Source organism: Streptomyces chisholmiae, assembly GCF_031845445.1.
Taxonomy (GTDB): domain Bacteria; phylum Actinomycetota; class Actinomycetes; order Streptomycetales; family Streptomycetaceae; genus Streptomyces; species Streptomyces chisholmiae.
In genome coordinates, this window is the sequence record NZ_JAVREO010000038.1 from 1 (window position 1) to 16,965 (window position 16,965).

At 73.2% G+C, this 16,965-nt stretch carries 9 protein-coding genes; 4 read left to right on the forward strand and 5 right to left on the reverse strand.

What is annotated here, in order from left to right:
- Positions 1 to 1,582: thioesterase domain-containing protein (locus RM844_RS31580; protein WP_311670884.1), on the forward strand; the 1,582-nt coding region annotated here is incomplete at its 5' end.
- Here RM844_RS31580 and RM844_RS31585 read toward each other — a convergent pair.
- Complete coding sequence (locus tag RM844_RS31585; protein WP_311670885.1) at positions 1,510 to 2,283, reverse strand: WYL domain-containing protein; 774 nt, start codon at positions 2,281 to 2,283, stop codon at positions 1,510 to 1,512. The genes RM844_RS31580 and RM844_RS31585 overlap by 73 nt on opposite strands.
- A 205-nt stretch (positions 2,284 to 2,488) precedes the next feature.
- Here RM844_RS31585 and RM844_RS31590 point away from each other — a divergent pair, with 205 nt between their 5' ends.
- The 3 genes from RM844_RS31590 (at position 2,489) to RM844_RS31600 (ending at position 5,055) form a co-directional block, all read left to right on the forward strand.
- Positions 2,489 to 3,229, forward strand: coding sequence for a class I SAM-dependent methyltransferase (locus tag RM844_RS31590; protein WP_311670886.1), 741 nt, complete (start codon positions 2,489 to 2,491; stop codon positions 3,227 to 3,229).
- Positions 3,230 to 3,296: 67 nt separating this feature from the next.
- Positions 3,297 to 4,454 (forward strand): DegT/DnrJ/EryC1/StrS aminotransferase family protein, encoded by a 1,158-nt coding sequence (locus tag RM844_RS31595; RefSeq protein WP_311670887.1) that lies wholly within the window; start codon positions 3,297 to 3,299, stop codon positions 4,452 to 4,454.
- A 4-nt stretch (positions 4,455 to 4,458) separates the two neighbouring features.
- Entirely contained in the window at positions 4,459 to 5,055 is a 597-nt protein-coding gene (locus tag RM844_RS31600; RefSeq protein WP_311670888.1) for a dTDP-4-dehydrorhamnose 3,5-epimerase family protein, read from the forward strand.
- Positions 5,056 to 5,151: 96 nt separating this feature from the next.
- On the opposite strand, the gene RM844_RS31605 is transcribed toward RM844_RS31600, so the two are convergent.
- The 4 genes from RM844_RS31605 to RM844_RS31620 all read right to left on the reverse strand — a co-directional run.
- Positions 5,152 to 6,153 (reverse strand): beta-ketoacyl-ACP synthase III, encoded by a 1,002-nt coding sequence (locus RM844_RS31605; RefSeq protein ID WP_311670889.1) that lies wholly within the window; start codon positions 6,151 to 6,153, stop codon positions 5,152 to 5,154.
- Positions 6,150 to 8,054 carry a fatty acyl-AMP ligase gene (locus tag RM844_RS31610; RefSeq protein ID WP_311670890.1) on the reverse strand — a complete coding sequence of 635 codons (1,905 nt, stop codon included), beginning with the start codon at positions 8,052 to 8,054 and terminating at the stop codon, positions 6,150 to 6,152. The genes RM844_RS31605 and RM844_RS31610 overlap by 4 nt, the downstream gene beginning before the upstream one ends.
- Positions 8,055 to 8,156: 102 nt before the next feature.
- Positions 8,157 to 9,503 (reverse strand): crotonyl-CoA carboxylase/reductase, encoded by a 1,347-nt coding sequence (gene ccrA / locus RM844_RS31615; protein ID WP_311670892.1) that lies wholly within the window; start codon positions 9,501 to 9,503, stop codon positions 8,157 to 8,159.
- 408 nt (positions 9,504 to 9,911) lie between these two features.
- Positions 9,912 to 16,965, reverse strand: a 7,054-nt coding sequence (locus tag RM844_RS31620) for an SDR family NAD(P)-dependent oxidoreductase (protein WP_311670891.1), incomplete at its 5' end; no start/stop codon positions are given.

Consider the following 16,965-nt stretch of genomic DNA (forward strand, 5'->3'; position numbering starts at 1 on the left):
CTCCTCGGCCGCTGGGGTGTTTGGTGCGGCGGGTCAGGGGAGTTACGCGGCGGCCAACGCCTATCTGGACGCGTTGGCGCAACACCGGCATGCCAACGGGCTACCCGCCCAGTCCCTCGCCTGGGGGCTGTGGGAGGAACGCGGCGAGAACACCGCGCACCTCGGCGAGGTGGAGGCCGCCCGGCTGCGGCGCGGCGGCGCCGCCGCGCTCAGCACCGAGGAGGGCCTGCGGCTGCTGGACGCCGCGCTCACCATCGACGAGCCGCTGCTGGTGCCGATCCGGCTGGACACCCGCACCCGCTCCGCCACGGAGAACGTGGCGCCGCTGCTGCGCGGCCTGGTCACCGCCGGGCGGCGCCGCACCGCGGCCGGCGGCGGCCAGCTGGCCGCCGACGAGCTGCGGGCCCAACTCCTGGGCGCGGCCGACGACGAGGCGCGGGAGGAGATCCTGGTCCGCCTGGTGCGCGGCCAGCTGGCGACGATCCTCGGCCGGCACCACGCCGACGAGGTGGGCATCGACCAGGACTTCGCCCAGCTCGGCATCGACTCGCTGACCGCCATGGAGCTGCGCAACGCGCTCAACGCCCTCACCGGGCTGCGGCTGGCGACCACGGTGGTCTTCGACTACCGCACCGCCCAGGCGCTCGCCAGGTTCGTGCTCGGCGAGCTGGCCGACTCGCTGACCGGCGCGCCCGCCACCGGCGGCCCGGCCGAACCGCGACCGGCCGCGTCCGGCGCGCTCGGCGAGCCGTACCGGCGGGCCATCGAGACCGGCCGGTACGAGGAGGGCGTCGCCCTGCTGCGCGCCTACGCCGCGCTGCGGCCCGAGTTCCACGGTCCGGACGACCTGCCGGCGCCGCTGGAGCCCGTCCGGCTGACCACCGGCGACGCCGACCCCGTGGTCTTCTTCTTCGCCTCGCCGCTGACCATGGGCGGCGTGCAGCAGATGGCCCGGGTCGCCGCCCGCTTCCAGGGCACCAGGGAGGCGCTGGGCATGCCCATCCCCGGGCTGTTGAAGGACGACAGCCTGCCGTCCTCGGTCGAGGCATACACGCACGCCTACGCGGAGACCGTCCGGCGGGCCGCCGCCGGCCGGCCGTTCGTGTTCGTCGGGCACTGCGCCGGCGGCACCTTCGCGCACGCGACGGCGCACCGGCTGGAGGAGCTGGGCGAGCCCCCCGCCTCGGTGGTCCTGCTCGACTCCTACTCGGGCGCCTGGCTGAAGAGCCTCTACGAGAGCGGCCAGGACCTGCTGTCGCGGATGTTCCACGGGGTGTTCAGCCGGGAGTCGGCGATGGGCACCTTCGACGACGCCCGGCTCTCCGCGATGGGCCGCTACATCCAGCTGCACGACGAGGCGGCGGTGACGCTCAAGCCGATCGACACCCCGATCCTCTTCGTCCGGCCCGACCGGCCCATCCCCTACCCGGACGGCTCGCTGCCCGAGTCCGGGGAGTGGCGCACCAGTTGGCCGGCGGCGCAGCGGGACGAGGTGGTGCCGGGCGACCACTACACCATCCTCAACGAGGACGCGGGGCCGGTGGCCGAGCTGATCGAACGCTGGATCGGCGAGCGGCACTGACCAGCGGCCCGGGCGCCGCCGCCGAGATGGCGGCGGCACCCGGGCGCCCGGCGGCTCAGCCGGTCCCGTCCCGGCGGCCTTGCGGCCCTGCGCCGCGTGCCCCGCGGCCCGCGGGGGGCGAGGTCGGCGAAGGCCGCGGTCAGCCGCGGCCGGCCGACCAGACCGCGCACTCGGCGACCAACCGGCGGAGGCGGGTGGCGAGTTCGGTCCACGACCAGGAGCCGAGGGCGAGCCGGCAGCGCGCCGGACCCCTCCTCCACACGCCGTCCCCGGCGAACGACGCCACCGCGTCGGCCGGTTGGCCGCAGGACGGCCGCACCCCGGCACGGCCCGTCCGTACCGGTGCCGTCGTTGCCCCCGAACCGGCTGGTGACGAGGGCCGACACGTCCCCGCCGGGCAGCTCGCGCGGGGTGCGGCGCGGGCCGCCCGGCGTGCGGGGCCCGAGCCGGCCCACCCGGAGGGTCCGCCAGTCGTCCCGGTCCACGCCCCAGGCCACCGGGCACCAGCGGGTCCGCCGGGGCACCAGGTGGTGCGGTCGCGCCCGGCGCGACGACCAGTCCGGCGCGCCGGGCCACGCCCGGTGGTCGAAGCGCGGCCCCTCGCGGCCCGGACGGCGCGGCGGGCGCGGCCGGGGCGGGCCGCCGCGCCGGTCCCGCGGGGTGCCGCCGCCCGGCGGTAGGGGACCCCTAGGACCGACCACAGACCTTTCGGAACGCCGTTTCCTGGCGGCCGGGGCGCGGCAGACTCTCCCAAGCGCCGGGGGGTGAACGGGAGTTCGGGCGCACCGTGCCGGTGGGGGCCGGACGGGTGCGGCCCGACGGCGGGTGGCGCCCCGCGTCCCGCGCCGTGCTCGCGCCGCCGCCTCGCCCTTCGGCTCGCTCGACCCCGTCTACCTGGGAGTGCCCTTGACCGCTGTTTCGGACGAGACGACCGGGGCGTACAGCCCCGAGCACGCCGAGATCTACGACTTCGTGCACGCCGCGCGCGGCCGGGACTGGGCCGCCGAGGCCGAGGACTACCACCGGCTGATCCGCCGGTGGCGGCCGGACGCGGCGTCGCTGCTGGACGTGGCCTGCGGCACCGGCGCCCACCTGGCCAGCTTCGTCGAGCACTTCGACCGGGCCGAGGGCCTGGAGCTGTCGGCCGGCATGCGGGAGATGGCCGGGCAGCGGCTGCCCGGCGTGCCGGTACACGCCGGCGACCTGCGGGAGTTCGACTTGGGCCGGACCTACGACGCCGTGGTGTGCCTGTGCTTCTCGGTGGCGTTCAGCCACTCGGTGGCCGAGCTGCGCTCGGCGGTGGCCGCCATGGCCCGCCACCTGACGCCCGGCGGGGTGCTGGTGATCGAGCCGTGGTGGTTCCCCGAACGGTTCCTCGACGGCTTCGTCTCCGCGGCGCTGGCCGAGGCTGAGGGGCGGGCCGTCAGCCGGATCTCGCACTCCGTCCGGGTCGGCGACCACAGCCGGATGACGGTCCGCTACACGGTCGCCGACCGGGCCGGCATCCGGGACTTCACCTCGGTCGAGACGCTGTCGCTGTTCACCGAGGAGCAGTACACGGACGCCTTCGCCGCCGCCGGCTGCTCCGTGGAGTACCAGCCGGGCGGCCCCAACGGGCGCGGGCTGTTCGTCGGCGTGCGCCGCTAGCGAACCCCGCACCGCCCGCCAGGCCCCACCCCCGTGGTGGGGCGGAAGACGAGGAGAGACGACCAGCGTGATCAACGTATTCCAGCCCAGTCTGGGCGAGGCGGAGGCCGCCGCCGTCGCGGAGGTGTTCGCCAGCAACTGGACCGGGCGCGGGCCGCGCACCGCCGCGTTCGAGGCCGAGTTCGCCGCCCACCTGGGGGTGCCGGCCGAGCAGCTGCTGTTCACCAACTCCTGCACCTCGGGGCTGTTCCTCGCCGTCGAACTGCTGGAGCTGGGCCCGGGCGACGAGGTGGTGCTGCCGTCCGTCAGCTTCGTCGCCGCCGCCAACGCGGTGGCCGCCGCCGGGGCGCGGCCGGTCTTCTGCGACTCGGACGAGCGGACCCTCAACCCGACGGTGGCGCATGTCGAGGCGGCGCTGACCGACCGCACCAGGGCGGTGCTGGTGCTGCACTACGGCGGCCGGCCCGGCGACATCGCCGGCATCGCCGCGCTGTGCCGGGAACGCGGGCTGACGCTGGTGGAGGACGCGGCCTGCGCGGTGGCCTCCGCCGTCGGGGAGACGGCCTGCGGCACCTTCGGCGACCTGGCCTCGTGGAGCTTCGACTCGATGAAGACGCTGGTCACCGGCGACGGCGGCGCGCTCTATGTGCGCGACCCGGAACTTGCCCGCCGGGCACGGCAGTTGGCCTACTACGGGCTGGAGACGGCCAGTTCGCTGGACGCGGCCGGCCACAGCGACCGCTGGTGGGAGCCGCGGGTCGGCGGCTTCGGCCGGCGGATCGTCGGGAACGACGTGACGGCGGCGATCGGCAGCGTGCAGCTGCGCCGGCTGCCCGACTTCGTGGCGCGCCGCCGGGAGTTGACCGAGCTGTACGACCGGCTGCTGGCCGGCGTGGCCGGGGTGCGCACGCCGCCCACCCTGCCCGCGGGCCACCGCGACTCGTACTACTTCTACTGGGTGCAGCTGGACCCGGCGATCCGCGACGGGGTCGCCGCCGACCTGCTGGCCGCCGACATCTACACCACCTTCCGCTACCCGGCGCTGCACCGGGTCCCGATCTACGGCGCCGGCGAGCTGACGCTGCCAGGCGCCGAGGCGGCCGCCGACCGCACTCTGCTGCTGCCGCTGCACCAGGGGCTGACCGACGCGCAGGCGCACACCGTCGTCGAGGCGCTGGCCGGGGCGGTGGCCGGCCGGGCCGGCGCGGCGCCCGCCGGGGAGTGAGCGGATGCGTGTCGAGCGGACGGTGATCCCGGGCGCCCGGGTGGTCACCCCGCACCACCACGTGGACGAGCGCGGCGAGCTCTTCGAGTCGCTCCGCACCGACCTGCTGGCGCGGGACCTGGGCCGGCCCTTCGCGCCCCGCCAGATCACCTACTCCACGTCACGCCGGAACACGCTGCGCGGCCTGCACAGCGTCGCCGCCCCGCCGGGCCAGGCCAAGTACGTGACGTGTGTGCGGGGCGCGCTGCGCGACATCATCGTGGACCTGCGGGTGGGTTCCCCGGCGTGGGGCCGGCACCACGTCACGGAGCTGGACGCCGCTTCGGGGCGCAGCGTGTTCATCCCGGAGGGCGTCGCGCACGGCTTCCTTGCCCTGACCGACGACACCCGGGTCTGCTACGTGCTGTCCACCGTGCACGTGCCGGGCACCCAGATCGACATCGACCCGCTGGACCCGGAACTGGCCCTGCCCTGGGGCTTCACCGAGCCGCCGCTGATGTCCGAGAAGGACGCCGGGGCCCGTTCGCTGGCCGCCACCCGGGCGGCCGGGCTGCTCGCCCGGTGGGGCGACACCGGCGACACCGGACCGCTGTTGTCCTGACCGCCGTTGTCCCGACCGCCGCCCACCGGGACGGTGCCGGCGGCGCGTTGACCAGGACGCCGCCCTCACCCCGGCCGTCGGCCTTCCCTCCGCTGGTCAGGGGAGGGTGATGACCTGGGCGGCGTGGGTGAGGCCGGCGCCGAAGCCGATGAGGAGGGCGGGGGCGCCGGTGGGGAGGGTGGCTTGGGCGAGGAGGGTGTCGAGGGCGAGGGGGATGGAGGCGGCGGAGGTGTTGCCGGTGGTGGTGATGTCTTTGGCGATGGCGGTGTGGGGGGCGAGGTTGAGGGCTTTGGCGGCGGTGTCGATGATGCGGGCGTTGGCTTGGTGGGGGATGAAGGCGGCGAGGTCGTTGATGGTGAGGCCGGCGCGGGTGACGGCTTGGCGGGAGATTTCGGGGATGGTGTGGTTGGCCCAGCGGAAGACTTCGGGGCCGGCCATGCGGAGGGTGGGCCAGGGGCCTGGGGTGTCGCGGGTGTCCAGCCAGCTGCGGTCGTGGGCGATCATGTGGTGGTGGGCGCCGTCTGAGCCCCATACGACGGGTCCGATGCCGGGTTGGTCGGCGGGGCCGACGACGACGGCGCCGGCGCCGTCGCCGAAGAGGAAGGCGGTGCCGCGGTCTTCGGGGTCGATGATGTCGCTCATCTTCTCCGAGCCGATGACGAGGATGTGTTGGGCGTTGCCGGTGCGGATGAGGGAGTCGGCGAGGGCGAGGGCGTGGTTGAAGCCGGAGCAGGCGGCGGCGATGTCGAGGCCGGCGGCGGTGTGGGCGCCGAGTTGGTGGGCGATGCGTGGGGCGGCGGCTGGGGCTTGTTCGAGGAAGGACATGCTGGCCAGGAGGACGAGGTCGATGTCGTGTGGTGGGGTGCCGGCTTGGGCGAGTGCTTTGCGGGCGGCTTCGACGGCCATGGTGATGACGGTTTCGTCGGGGCCGGCGAAGTGGCGGGAGACGATGCCGGAGCGGCGGCGGATCCAGGCGTCGTCGGAGTCGATGCGGGCGCAGATCTCGTCGTTGTGCACGATGCGGGTGGGTCGGTAGCCGCCGACGCCGTGGATGCGGGCGCCGGTGGGGTGTTCGGGCAGCCGGATCCGGGCGGTCACGCCCCACCTCCGACGGCGGGCGCCTGCTCTCCGGCCACGGATGTCTGGTCTCCGGCGGCGGGCGCCTGCTCTCCGGCCACGGATGTCTGGTCTCCGGCGGCGGGCGCCTGCTCTCCGGTAGCGGGCGGCTGGTCTCCGGCCGTGGGGGCCTGTTCTCCGGGGACGGTGCGCAGGGCGTTGTTCTGGTAGAGGGTCCGGCAGGCGCGGCGTTGGACTTTGCCGCTTGAGGTCTTGGGGATGGCGCCGCGGCGGACGATGAGGATGGTGTCGGGGGTGATGCGTTGGGTTTCTCGGATGGCGTGGTGGACGCGGTGGCGTAGGGCGTCGAGGCCGGTCGTGGTGAGGACGCGGCCGTCGGCTTCCACGACGATCGTCAACCGTTCGCGTGTGCCGTCGTCCACGGAGAAGGCGGCGGCGCAGTTGGGTTGGAGGCCTGGGGCGGCGCGTTCGGCGGCGAGTTCGATGTCTTGTGGGTAGTGGTTGCGGCCTTTGCGGATGATGACGTCTTTGCGTCGTCCGGTGACGTAGAGCTCTCCGTTGTGGAGGAAGCCGAGGTCGCCGGTGCGCAGGTGGGTGGGGCCCGTGCCGTCGTCGGTGGCGAGGCGGGCGCGGAAGGTGTCTTCGCTTTCCTCGGGTCGGCCGAGGTAGCCGCCGGCCACGCAGGGGCCGGTGACCCATATCTCGCCGACGTGGCGGTCGGGGAGGGCCTGTCGGGTGTCGGGGTCCACGATCCGGATGTGGGTGCCGGGGACGGGGACGCCGCTGCTGACGGCGGGTACCGCGTCCTCGGCCTGCTCGCCGGCGACGGGTTGGGCGGTGCCGTTGTGGAGGGCGGGGGCGGAGACCCACAGCACCCGGGGGGTGTGGTCTTGTTGGCTGCCGGTGGCTTTGAGGGTGTTCTCGGCCAGGCCGTAGCCGGGGCACATGGCTTGGGGGGCGAAGCCGTGGGGGGCGAACGCGTCGGTGAAAGCGCGGACGGTGCTCCAGCGCACCGGTTCGGCGCCGTTGGCCGCGACCCGCCAGCGGGAGAGGTCACCGACGTTCGCGGTCCGGCCCTCGGCTGCGGCCCGGGCGCACAGTTCGTAGGCGAAGCTGGGCGCGGCGGCGTGGGTGCCGCCGAACCGGGCGATGGCCTCCAGCCAGCGGGCCGGACGGCGGATGAACGCCTCGGGTGCCATCAGGTAGGAGGGGATACCGGCCCACAGGGGCATGACGACGCCGAAGAGCATTCCCATGTCGTGGAAGAGCGGTAGCCAGTTGACCACCGTCCCGTTCGGCTCACACGGCCACAACTCGTCGGTCTCGACGACGTTGGCCAGGAAGTTGGCGTGACTGACCACCACCCCCTTGGGATCGCCGGTGGAGCCGGAGGTGTACTGGAGCAGCGCCGTGTCGGACGGGACGGGGGCCGGCAGGTCCACTGCCGAAACAGAGCCGGTGGCCGGGGTGTCGGTCGGCAGCAGGGTCAGCCCGGCCAACTCCGGTGCCCCGTCGTAGCGTTCGGTGAGTTCGTGGGCGATCTCGGTGGTGGTCAGCACGGTCGTGGTGCCCGCGTCGTCGGCGATCCGCCGCAGCCGCGCCAGGTCGTCGCGGCGCCTGGGCACCTGGACCGGCGCGCCGGCCACCCGGCCGTACATGCAGCCCAGCAGGGTACGCACGAACTCCAACCCCGAGGGGTACAGCAGCACGGCGGCCCGGCCGGTGAGTCCGTCGGTGGTGAACGTGGCGGCCCGGTGCCGGGCGGCCTCGTGCAGCTCGCGGTAGGTCAGCGACTCGTGTGGCACCTCGCCATCACGCAGGAAGACGTAGGCCGTCTCATCGGGCTGCTTCGCGGCCCGCAGCCGCAGGGCGTCGGGCAGAGTACGGACATCCCCGTGCGGATCCGGTCCTGTCGTGGTCACGTGCTCAGCTCTCCTTGTCAATCCTGAAACCGGGGTGGAGACAGCGGCCTGCGGGCGGAACGCCGGAATGCCGGATGCAGGTGGCAGCCGGGACCGACCGGGCTATCGCCCGGTGCCGGCGGCGGCCAGCCACGGCGCGACGCGGTCCGGGCCCAGCTCGTCGCGCAGCCGCTGGTCGGTGACGCCGAGGCCGGCGCGCGGCGCCTGGCACAGCACGGCGACCTTCCCCAGATGCCCGTTGGTCTGCACCAGACGGGCCGCCTCACCGGTCTCCGCGAGCGGGAAGACCCGGGAGATGGTCGGCGCGATACGCCCCGAACTGATCAACTCCCCACACTCCGCCTGCTCCTGGAGGTTCGCGGCGTGGCTGCCGATCACCCGCTTCAGCCGCATCCACAGGTACCGGTTGTCGTAGACGTGCTGATAGCCGGTACTCGACCCACAGGTGATGACCGTCCCACCCCGCGCCGCGACGAACAGCGAGATCCCGAACGTCGCCCGACCGACGTGCTCGAACACGATGTTCGCGTCCCGCCCCGTCCGCTCCCGGATGATCCCGCCCAGCCGCTTGCCGATGGCGATCACCCGATCCGGATCATCGGACGGGTCCCCGTCCAACCCGATCTCCTCCCGCTCGATCACGATGTCGCAACCCAACCGGCGCACCGCCGCCGCCTTCTCCGCCGAGCCGACCACACCCACCGGAATCGCCCCACCATTGCGGGCGAACTGCACCGCATACCCACCAAGCCCACCGGCCGCGCCCCACACCAGCACGACGTCCCCCTGCTTGAGCCGGGCGCCACGGTCGCTGACCAGCATGCGGTAGGCCGTCCCCGCACACAGCGGATTGACCGCCGCCTCCTCCCACGTCAGATGCGCCGGCTTCGGCAACAACTGACTCGCCCGCACCACCGTGTACTCGGCCAACGCACCGAAGTTCGTCTCGAACCCCCAGGCCCGCTGCTCCTGCCCCATCATCCCGTCGGCGTGCGTGGCCGGCTCCTGGTCATCGACCTGCACCGGGTGGACCACCACGTGGTCGCCGACGTTCCACCGCCGCACCCCCGAGCCCTTCCGCACCACCACCCCGGCCGCGTCCGAACCGAGCACGTGGTGCGGCTGGTCATGCCGGGCCGCCCAACCCCCCTGGCGGGCGAACTGCTTGAGGAACCGGAACGTCGGTATCGGCTCGAACATCGCCGACCACACCGTGTTGTAGTTGATCGAGCTGGCCAACACCGCGACCAGGACCTCGTCCGGCGCCAACTCGGGCGTCGGCACATAACCCACACGCAGCGACTTACGGACGTCCTTGTCCCGCACACCACGGAACATGTCCGTATCCGCCACACTCAGATGCGCCGCGAGATACTCCCGCGGCACCGGAGCACGCTCGATCTCCTCCGGCGTGCCGCCACTCAGTACGGTCTCCGACAGGGTGGTCATCATCTCTGCCTCTCACGGGGAAGGGGTGAGTCACTTCGTTGCGGTGCGGGGTGGCACGCTCACCGCGGATCAGCCAGCCGGCGACGGTCGCGTCGTGGCCGGCACAGGGGCGGCCGGATATTCCCTCGGCGGTTCGAGTCCGGCTATTTCCTCGGCTGGCGCACCGCCCAACAAGGCGTCGGTCATGGACCCCACGGGCACCTTCTCCATCCGCGTTCGTCATGGAATTCCGAGCGCCGAGCCCCTCGCCGCCGAAACGGTCGAAAAACCTTACCGGGCTGCCGCGCGAATCGTTGTTCACCGGCCTTCGGTGCGGCGACCGATGCTAATCAGGACCCCTATACCGAGCCACCCCTACGGCCCCCTGTTCAGGCCGCCCGGCGGCTTTCCGAGATCATTTCCGCCAGCTCAGTCGGAACGGCCCAACCCGCCGTCCAGCAGGTCGAACAGCTCGTCCGCCGTGGCCGACTCCAGGCTCACCGGCGACTCCTCGTCCTCGGTCTCGGAAAGCCGGCCCGACCAGCGCGCCGAAAGGGACTGGAGCCGCGCGCCGATCCTGGCGTGCTCGGCGGTGGTCGGCTGGAGGGCGGCGAACGCCTCCTCCAGCCGCACGAGTTCCTTCTCGACGGCTTCCGCCGCGGATTCCGCCGAGCCGCCCAGTTTCTCCGCCAGGTGCCGCACCACGGCGGAAACCGTCGGATAGTCGAATACCAGCGTCGCCGAGAGCCGCAGTTCCGTCGCCGCGTTCAACCGGCCGCGGAACTCCACCGCCGTCAACGAGTCGAAACCCAGCTCGGAGAACCTGGCGTCCGCGCCCACCGCGGCCACCCCCTGGTGTCCCAGCACCGCCGCCGCGTGCCCGCGCACCAGATCGCTCAGCGCGCTCTCCAACGCCGCCCCGGTCAGCCCGGCGAACGCCGCGCCGCGGGCCGGCCCGCCGGCCGCCGGCAGCGCCTTCCTGACCGGCCGCGCCAACTCCCGCAGCATCCCCGGCAGTACCGCCGGGTCGGTGTCCCGCAGCGCCGCCGACTCCAGCCGGATCGGCACCAGCACGCCCTCGGCCGACCAGGCCGCCGCGTCCAGCGCGGCCAGCGCCTCCGGCACGTCGAGCCCGCCGACCCCGGCCCGCGCCATCCGCCGCCAGTCCGCCTCGTCGAGCGCCGCCGTCATGCCGTCGTCCGTCGCCCACGGCCCCCACGCCAGCGAACGCGCCGGCAGCCCCAGCGCCCGCCGGTGCAGCGCCAGCGCGTCCAGGAAGCCGTTGGCCGCCGCGTAGTTGCCCTGCCCGGCGCCGTCGAAGACCCCGGCCGCCGAGGAGAACAGCACGAACTCCGCCAGATCCGCGTCCCTGGTCAGCTCGTGCAGGTGCCAGGCGCCGTCCGCCTTCGGCCGCAGCACCCGGTCCAGCCGGTCCGCGTCCTGGTCGGCGAGCAGCCCGTCGTCCACCACGCCGGCCGTGTGGAAGACGCCCACCAGCGGATGCTCCGGCGCCACCCGCCCCAGCAGCTCGGCGACCCGCGCCCGGTCAGCCAGGTCACACGCCGCCACGTCAACCACGTCGGCGCCGGCCGCCAGCAGCTCGGCCCGCAGCTCGGCGACGCCGGCCGCCGCCGGCCCCTGCCGGCTGGCCAACAGCAGCCGCCGCACGCCGCGTCGCGTCACCAGGTGCCGCGCCACCAGCCGCCCCAGCCCACCGGTGCCGCCGGTGACCAGCACCGTCCCGTCCGCGCCCACCGGCCGGGGCAGCGTCAGCACCAGCTTGCCGGTGTGCCGGGCCCGCGCCATGTGCCGGAACGCCAGCGGCACCTGCCGCAGGTCCCACGACCGGCTCGGCAACGGCCGCAGCGTGCCCGCCCCGAACAGCGCGGCCAGCTCCCGCAGGATCTCCCCGAGCCGGTCGGGGCCCGCCTCCATCAGGTCGAACGACCGGTAGACGACCCCCGGATGGGCCTTGCCGACCTCCTCCGGGTCCCGCACATCGGCCTTCCCCATCTCGACGAACCGGCCGCCCCGCGGCAGCAACCGCAGCGAGGCGTCCACGAACTCACCGGTCAGGGCGTCCAACACCACGTCCACGCCCCGACCACCGCTGGCCCGGCCGAACGCCGCCTCGAACTCCAGGTCACGCGAGGACGCGATGCGCTCGTCCGCGATCCCGGCCGCCCGCAGCGCCTCCCACTTGCCGGGATGCGCGGTGCCGTAGACCACGGCGTCGAAGTGGTGCGCCAGCTGCACCGCCGCCATGCCGACCCCGCCGGCGGCCGAGTGCACCAGCACCGACTCGCCGGCGGTCACCCCCGCCAGGTCCACCAGCCCGTAGTAGGCCGTGCAGAACGCGACCGGCACCGACGCGCCCTGCGCGAACGACCAGCCGGCCGGCAGCGGCACCAGCAGCCGGTGATCGGTCACCACCTGCGGCCCGAACCCGTCGTCCGCCAGGCCCATCACCCGGTCCCCGGGGGCCAGCGCCGTCACCTCGGCACCCACCTCGGTGACCACCCCGGCCACCTCACCGCCCATGGTGCCGCCGCCCGGGTAGGTGCCCAACGCGATCAGCACGTCACGGAAGTTGACGCCGGTCGCCCGCACCGCCACCCGCACCTCGCTTGGCCCCAGCGGTCCGCCGTCCCGCGGCGCCAGGGTCAGCTTCTCGAACGTCCCCGGCTCCGTCACCGTCAGCCGCCAGTCCGCCGTCGCCGGCGGCACCAGCGCGCCCCCGGCACCGACGCCGGCCCGGGCCAGCCGGGCGGCGTGCGCCCGGCCCTCCCGCAGCGCCACCTCCGCCTCGCCGTGCCCCAGCACCCCGGGCAGCGCGGCCAGCGACTCCGCCGTCCCGTCCAGATCCACCAACACGACCCTGCCCGGATGCTCGGCCTGCGCGGACCGCGCCAGCGCCCACACCGGCGGCCCGGCCAGCGTCACCACGTCCTCCGGCCCGGTCGCCACCGCACCCTCCCCGAGCAGCAACAGGAGCGGCCCGGCGCCTTCGGCGTCCGGCTCGGCCGCCAACCAGCCGCGCAGCACCTCCAGCAGCCGCCCGGTCGCGGCCCGCACCACCTCCGGCGCGGCACCGTCCCCGCCGCCCGGCAGCCGCAGTGCCACCACGTCGGCGTCCGCCACCACGGCCCCGGCCGCCGGCCACGGCCGGTTGACCACCTCGACCCCGGCCGCCCGCAACGCACCTGCCAGCGGATCGTCCGCGTCCACGTCCAGCAGCGTCCAGCGTCGCCCACCGGCCGCCACCTCGGCGGGCGCCGGCAGCTCACGCCACGCCACCCGCCACAGCGCCGCACTGTCCGCCGTCGCCTGCTCCGCCGACGGCGCCGGCAGCTCCACGAACTCCCCGACGCTCAGGACCGGTTGCCCCGACGGGTCAACCACCCGCAGCGTCAACGCGTCGGACTCCGTCGCCCGCACCCGCACCCGGACCCGCCGGGCACCGGTCGCCCGCAACGCCACCTCGTGCCAGGAGAACGGCAGCCGCACCCGGCCGTCCCCGCGGTAGCTGGTCGCGGCGAACGCGCCCGCGTGGAGGACGGCGTCGAGGAGTGCGGGGTGGATGGCGTAGTCGCCGGGTTCGGTGGGTTCGGGGAGGGTGACTTCGGCGTAGACGTCCCTCGTGTCGGGGGTGGTCCAGGCGGTGGTCAGGCCACGGAAGGCATCGCCGTAGGCGAGGCCGGTGTGGGCGAGTTGGGGGTAGAAGTCGGTGAGGTCGATGGGGGTGGCGTCGGCTGGTGGCCAGGGGGTGGTGGGGTCTTCGGTGTGGTCGGGTTGGTGGGGGGTGAGGGTGCCGGTGGCGTGTTGGGTCCAGTCGGTGTCGGGGGTGGGTCGGGAGTGGATGGTGAGGGTGCGTTCGTGGTTGGTGGGGTCGGGTTCCTGAATGCGGAGTTGGATGTCGGTGGTGGTGTGGGGGGTGAGGGTCAGGGGGGTGTGGAGCATCAGTTCGGCGAGGGTGGGGGAGCCGATGTGGTCGCCGGCGGTGAGGGCGAGTTCGACGAGGCCGGTGCCGGGGAAGAGGATCTGGTCGTTGACGACGTGGCCGGTCAGCCAGGTCTCCTGGCCGGTGTCGATGCGGCCGGTGACCACGATCTCGCTGGAGCCGGCCACCTCGATGACGGCACCGAGGACGGGATGGTCGATCCGGGCCTGACCAAGACCGGTGGCATCCCCGGTCCCGCCCTGACGCAGCCAGAACCGCTCCCGCTGGAACCCGTAGGTGGGGATATCCACCCTCGGTGTCTGGCCGCCGCCCAGCTGGTCATAGACCGTCTGCCAGTTGACGGGGACGCCCCGTACCCACAGGCGGGCGGCCATCTGGAGGAGGGCCTCGGCCTGGGGGCGTTGGTTGCGCAGCGAGGGGATGACGGCCTGGGCGTCGTCGTCGAACACGTCGATCACCGAACCGGAGAGCACCGCGTCGGGGCCAAGCTCGATCACAGTGGTCACGCCGGCTTCCCGCATCGCGGCCACACCCCGAGCGAACAACACCGGCTCACGAACATGCCGCACCCAGTAACCAGCCTCGGCCACCTGCTCGCTGACGAGGGTGCCCTCGACATTGGAGACCAGACCGAGTTGAGGGGTCTGGAACTTCACGGACGTGAGGCGTTCCGCGAACTCCCCCAGGACCGGGTCCACGAGGCGGGAGTGGAAACCATGCGACACGCTCAACCGGCGCGCCCGCACACCCCGCTCCCCACAAGCCACCGCCACCCGGTCCAGCGCCTCGACCGCCCCGGAGAGGACGACCTGCTCCTGGCCATTCACCGCCGCGATGTCCACGCCGAACTCGGCCGCCAGCTCTTCGGCCTGGGTTTCGGTGAGGTCGGTGACGAGCATCCCGCCACCCTCAGGCAGCCCCTCCATCAACCCCGCACGCGCACACACCACCGCCACCGCGTCGGGAAGCGACCACACCCCGGCAGCCCAAGCCGCCACCAACTCACCAACCGAATGCCCACCGACCACATCAACAGCGATGTCCCAGGACTCCAACACCCGCCACAAACCAACCCCGACGGCGAAGAGCCCCACCTGAGCCCAACCCGTCCCCTCCAACACCTCAGCGTCACCGGAGAAGACCACCTCCCGCAACGACCCGTCACGACGCTCATCCACCAACGCGCCAACCTCGTCGAAAGCCTCCCGGAAAGCCGGGAACACCTCATACAACTCCCGACCCATCCCCACCCACTGCGAGCCCTGGCCGGAGAAGACCACACCGACCTTCCCACCCACCACAGACCCCACCACATCCGCCAACTCCACATCCCCGCCCCAGGTCACCGCACGATCCGGCAACCCAGCCCGCCCCAACAACGACCGACCCACACCCACCACATCAAGACCCCCAACACCAGACCGCAACCGCGCCACCTGCGCCGACACATCACCCCGCGCCGACACCACCCACGGCACCGGCACACCCCCAACCCAACCACCGGAGACACCCTCCCCACCCCACGAGGCCACATCCGCCGGCGCCTCCTCCAACACCACATGCGCGTTCGTCCCCGAAATACCAAACGACGACACCGCAGCCCGACGAGCCCGACCCACCTCCGGCCACTCCCGCGCACCATCCAACAAACGCACCCCACCACCAGACCAATCCACATGCGAAGAAGGCCGCTCAGCAAACAACGAACCCGGCAACACCCCCCGCCGCAACGCCATCACCATCTTGATAACCCCACCCACACCAGCAGCCGCCTGCGCATGCCCGATATTCGACTTCAGAGAACCGAGCCACAACGGCCGCTCCACATCCCGATCCCGCCCATACGTCGCCAACAACGCCCCCACCTCGATCGGGTCCCCCAACACCGTCCCCGTCCCATGCCCCTCCACCACATCCACATCCCCACCCGACAACCCACCCGCAGCCCACGCAGCCCGAATCACCCGCTCCTGCGACGGACCATTCGGCGCCGTCAAACCATTCGACGCACCATCCTGATTCACCGCCGACCCCGCCACCACACCCAACACCCGACGCCCACCAGCCCGCGCCGAAGACAACCGCTCCAACACCAACACACCCACACCCTCAGCCCACCCCGTACCATCCGCATCATCCGAAAACGCCTTGCACCGCCCATCAACCGCCAACCCACCCTGCCGCCCGAAGCTTTCGAAGATGTCCGGCGAGGACATCACCGTGACACCGCCGGCCAGGGCGGTCGTCGACTCGCCACGGCGTAGCGACTCGACCGCCAGGTGCAGGGCGACCAGCGAGGACGAGCAGGCGGTGTCCACGGTGACCGCCGGGCCCTCCAGGCCAAAGGCGTAGGCGACCCGGCCGGAGACCACCGACGTGATGCTGCCGGTGAGTTGGTAGCCCTCCAGGCTCTCGGCGAGCTGGGTGTTGCCGGTCATGTAGGTGTTGGCGCCGGCGCCGACGAAGACGCCGGTCTCGCTGCCGCGCAGCGACAGCGGGTCGATGCCCGCGTCCTCGAACGCCTCCCAGGAGGTCTCCAGCAGCAGCCGCTGCTGCGGGTCCATGGCGAGCGCCTCACGCGGCGAGATCCCGAAGAACGCCGCGTCGAACTCGCCCGCGTCGTGCAGGAACCCGCCCTGGCGGGCGTAGTGGGCCGCGCCGCGGGCCCACTCCACCCCTCGGTCGACGGGGAAGCCGGACACGGCGTCGCCGCCGCTCTCGACGAGTCGCCACAGGTCGTCGGGCGAGTGGACGTCGCCAGGGAAGCGGCAGCCCATGCCGACGATCACGATGGGGTCGTCGCTGGTCTCCCGCCGCACGGCCACCGGCCTGGCGGGCTGCCACTCGCCGATGATGGTCGCTTCGAGGTGGTCGACGAGGGCGAGCGGCGTCGGGTAGTCGAAGACCAGGGTCGGCGGCAGCCGCAGGCTCGTCGCCGCGTTGAGCCGGTTGCGCAGCTCGACCGCGCTGAGGGAGTCGAAGCCCAGGTCCTTGAAGACCTGGCTGGGGGCGATGACGGCCGTCGGCGCGTGCCCGAGGGCCCCGCGCACATGGGTCAGCACCAGCTCCAGCAGCTCCTCCTTGCGTTCCGGGGCCGGCAGTTCGGCCAGTCGGGCGGCGAACTCGGAGCCCTCGACGGCGGCCGCGCCGGCGCTGGCGGTGCGCCGCGGGGCGCGCACCAGGCCGCGCAGCAGGGTGCGCTGGAGCGCCGAGCCCTCGCTGAGCGCCTTGACGTCGATCCGGCTGGCCAGCATGGCCGGCTGGTCGACGCGCTCCGCCGCCTCGAGCAGGCCCAGGCCCTCGTCGCGCGAGATCGGCAGCAGGCCCGAGCCGGCGATCCTGGCCAGGTCACTCTCGCTCAGCTTCTCGGTGAGGGCACTGCTCTCCTGCCAGATCCCCCAGGCGAGGGACTGGGCGGGTAGCCCGTTGGCATGCCGGTGTTGCGCCAACGCGTCCAGATAGGCGTTGGCCGCCGCGTAACTCCCCTGACCCGCCGCACCAAACACCCCAGCGGCCGAGGAG

What these genes read in the sequence shown, in the direction of transcription:
- RM844_RS31600 (WP_311670888.1), top strand. Translation starts at nt 4,459, where the DNA reads ATGCGTGTCGAGCGGACGGTGATCCCGGGCGCCCGGGTGGTCACCCCG.
- ccrA (WP_311670892.1), bottom strand. Translation starts at nt 9,503, where the DNA reads ATGACCACCCTGTCGGAGACCGTACTGAGTGGCGGCACGCCGGAGGAG.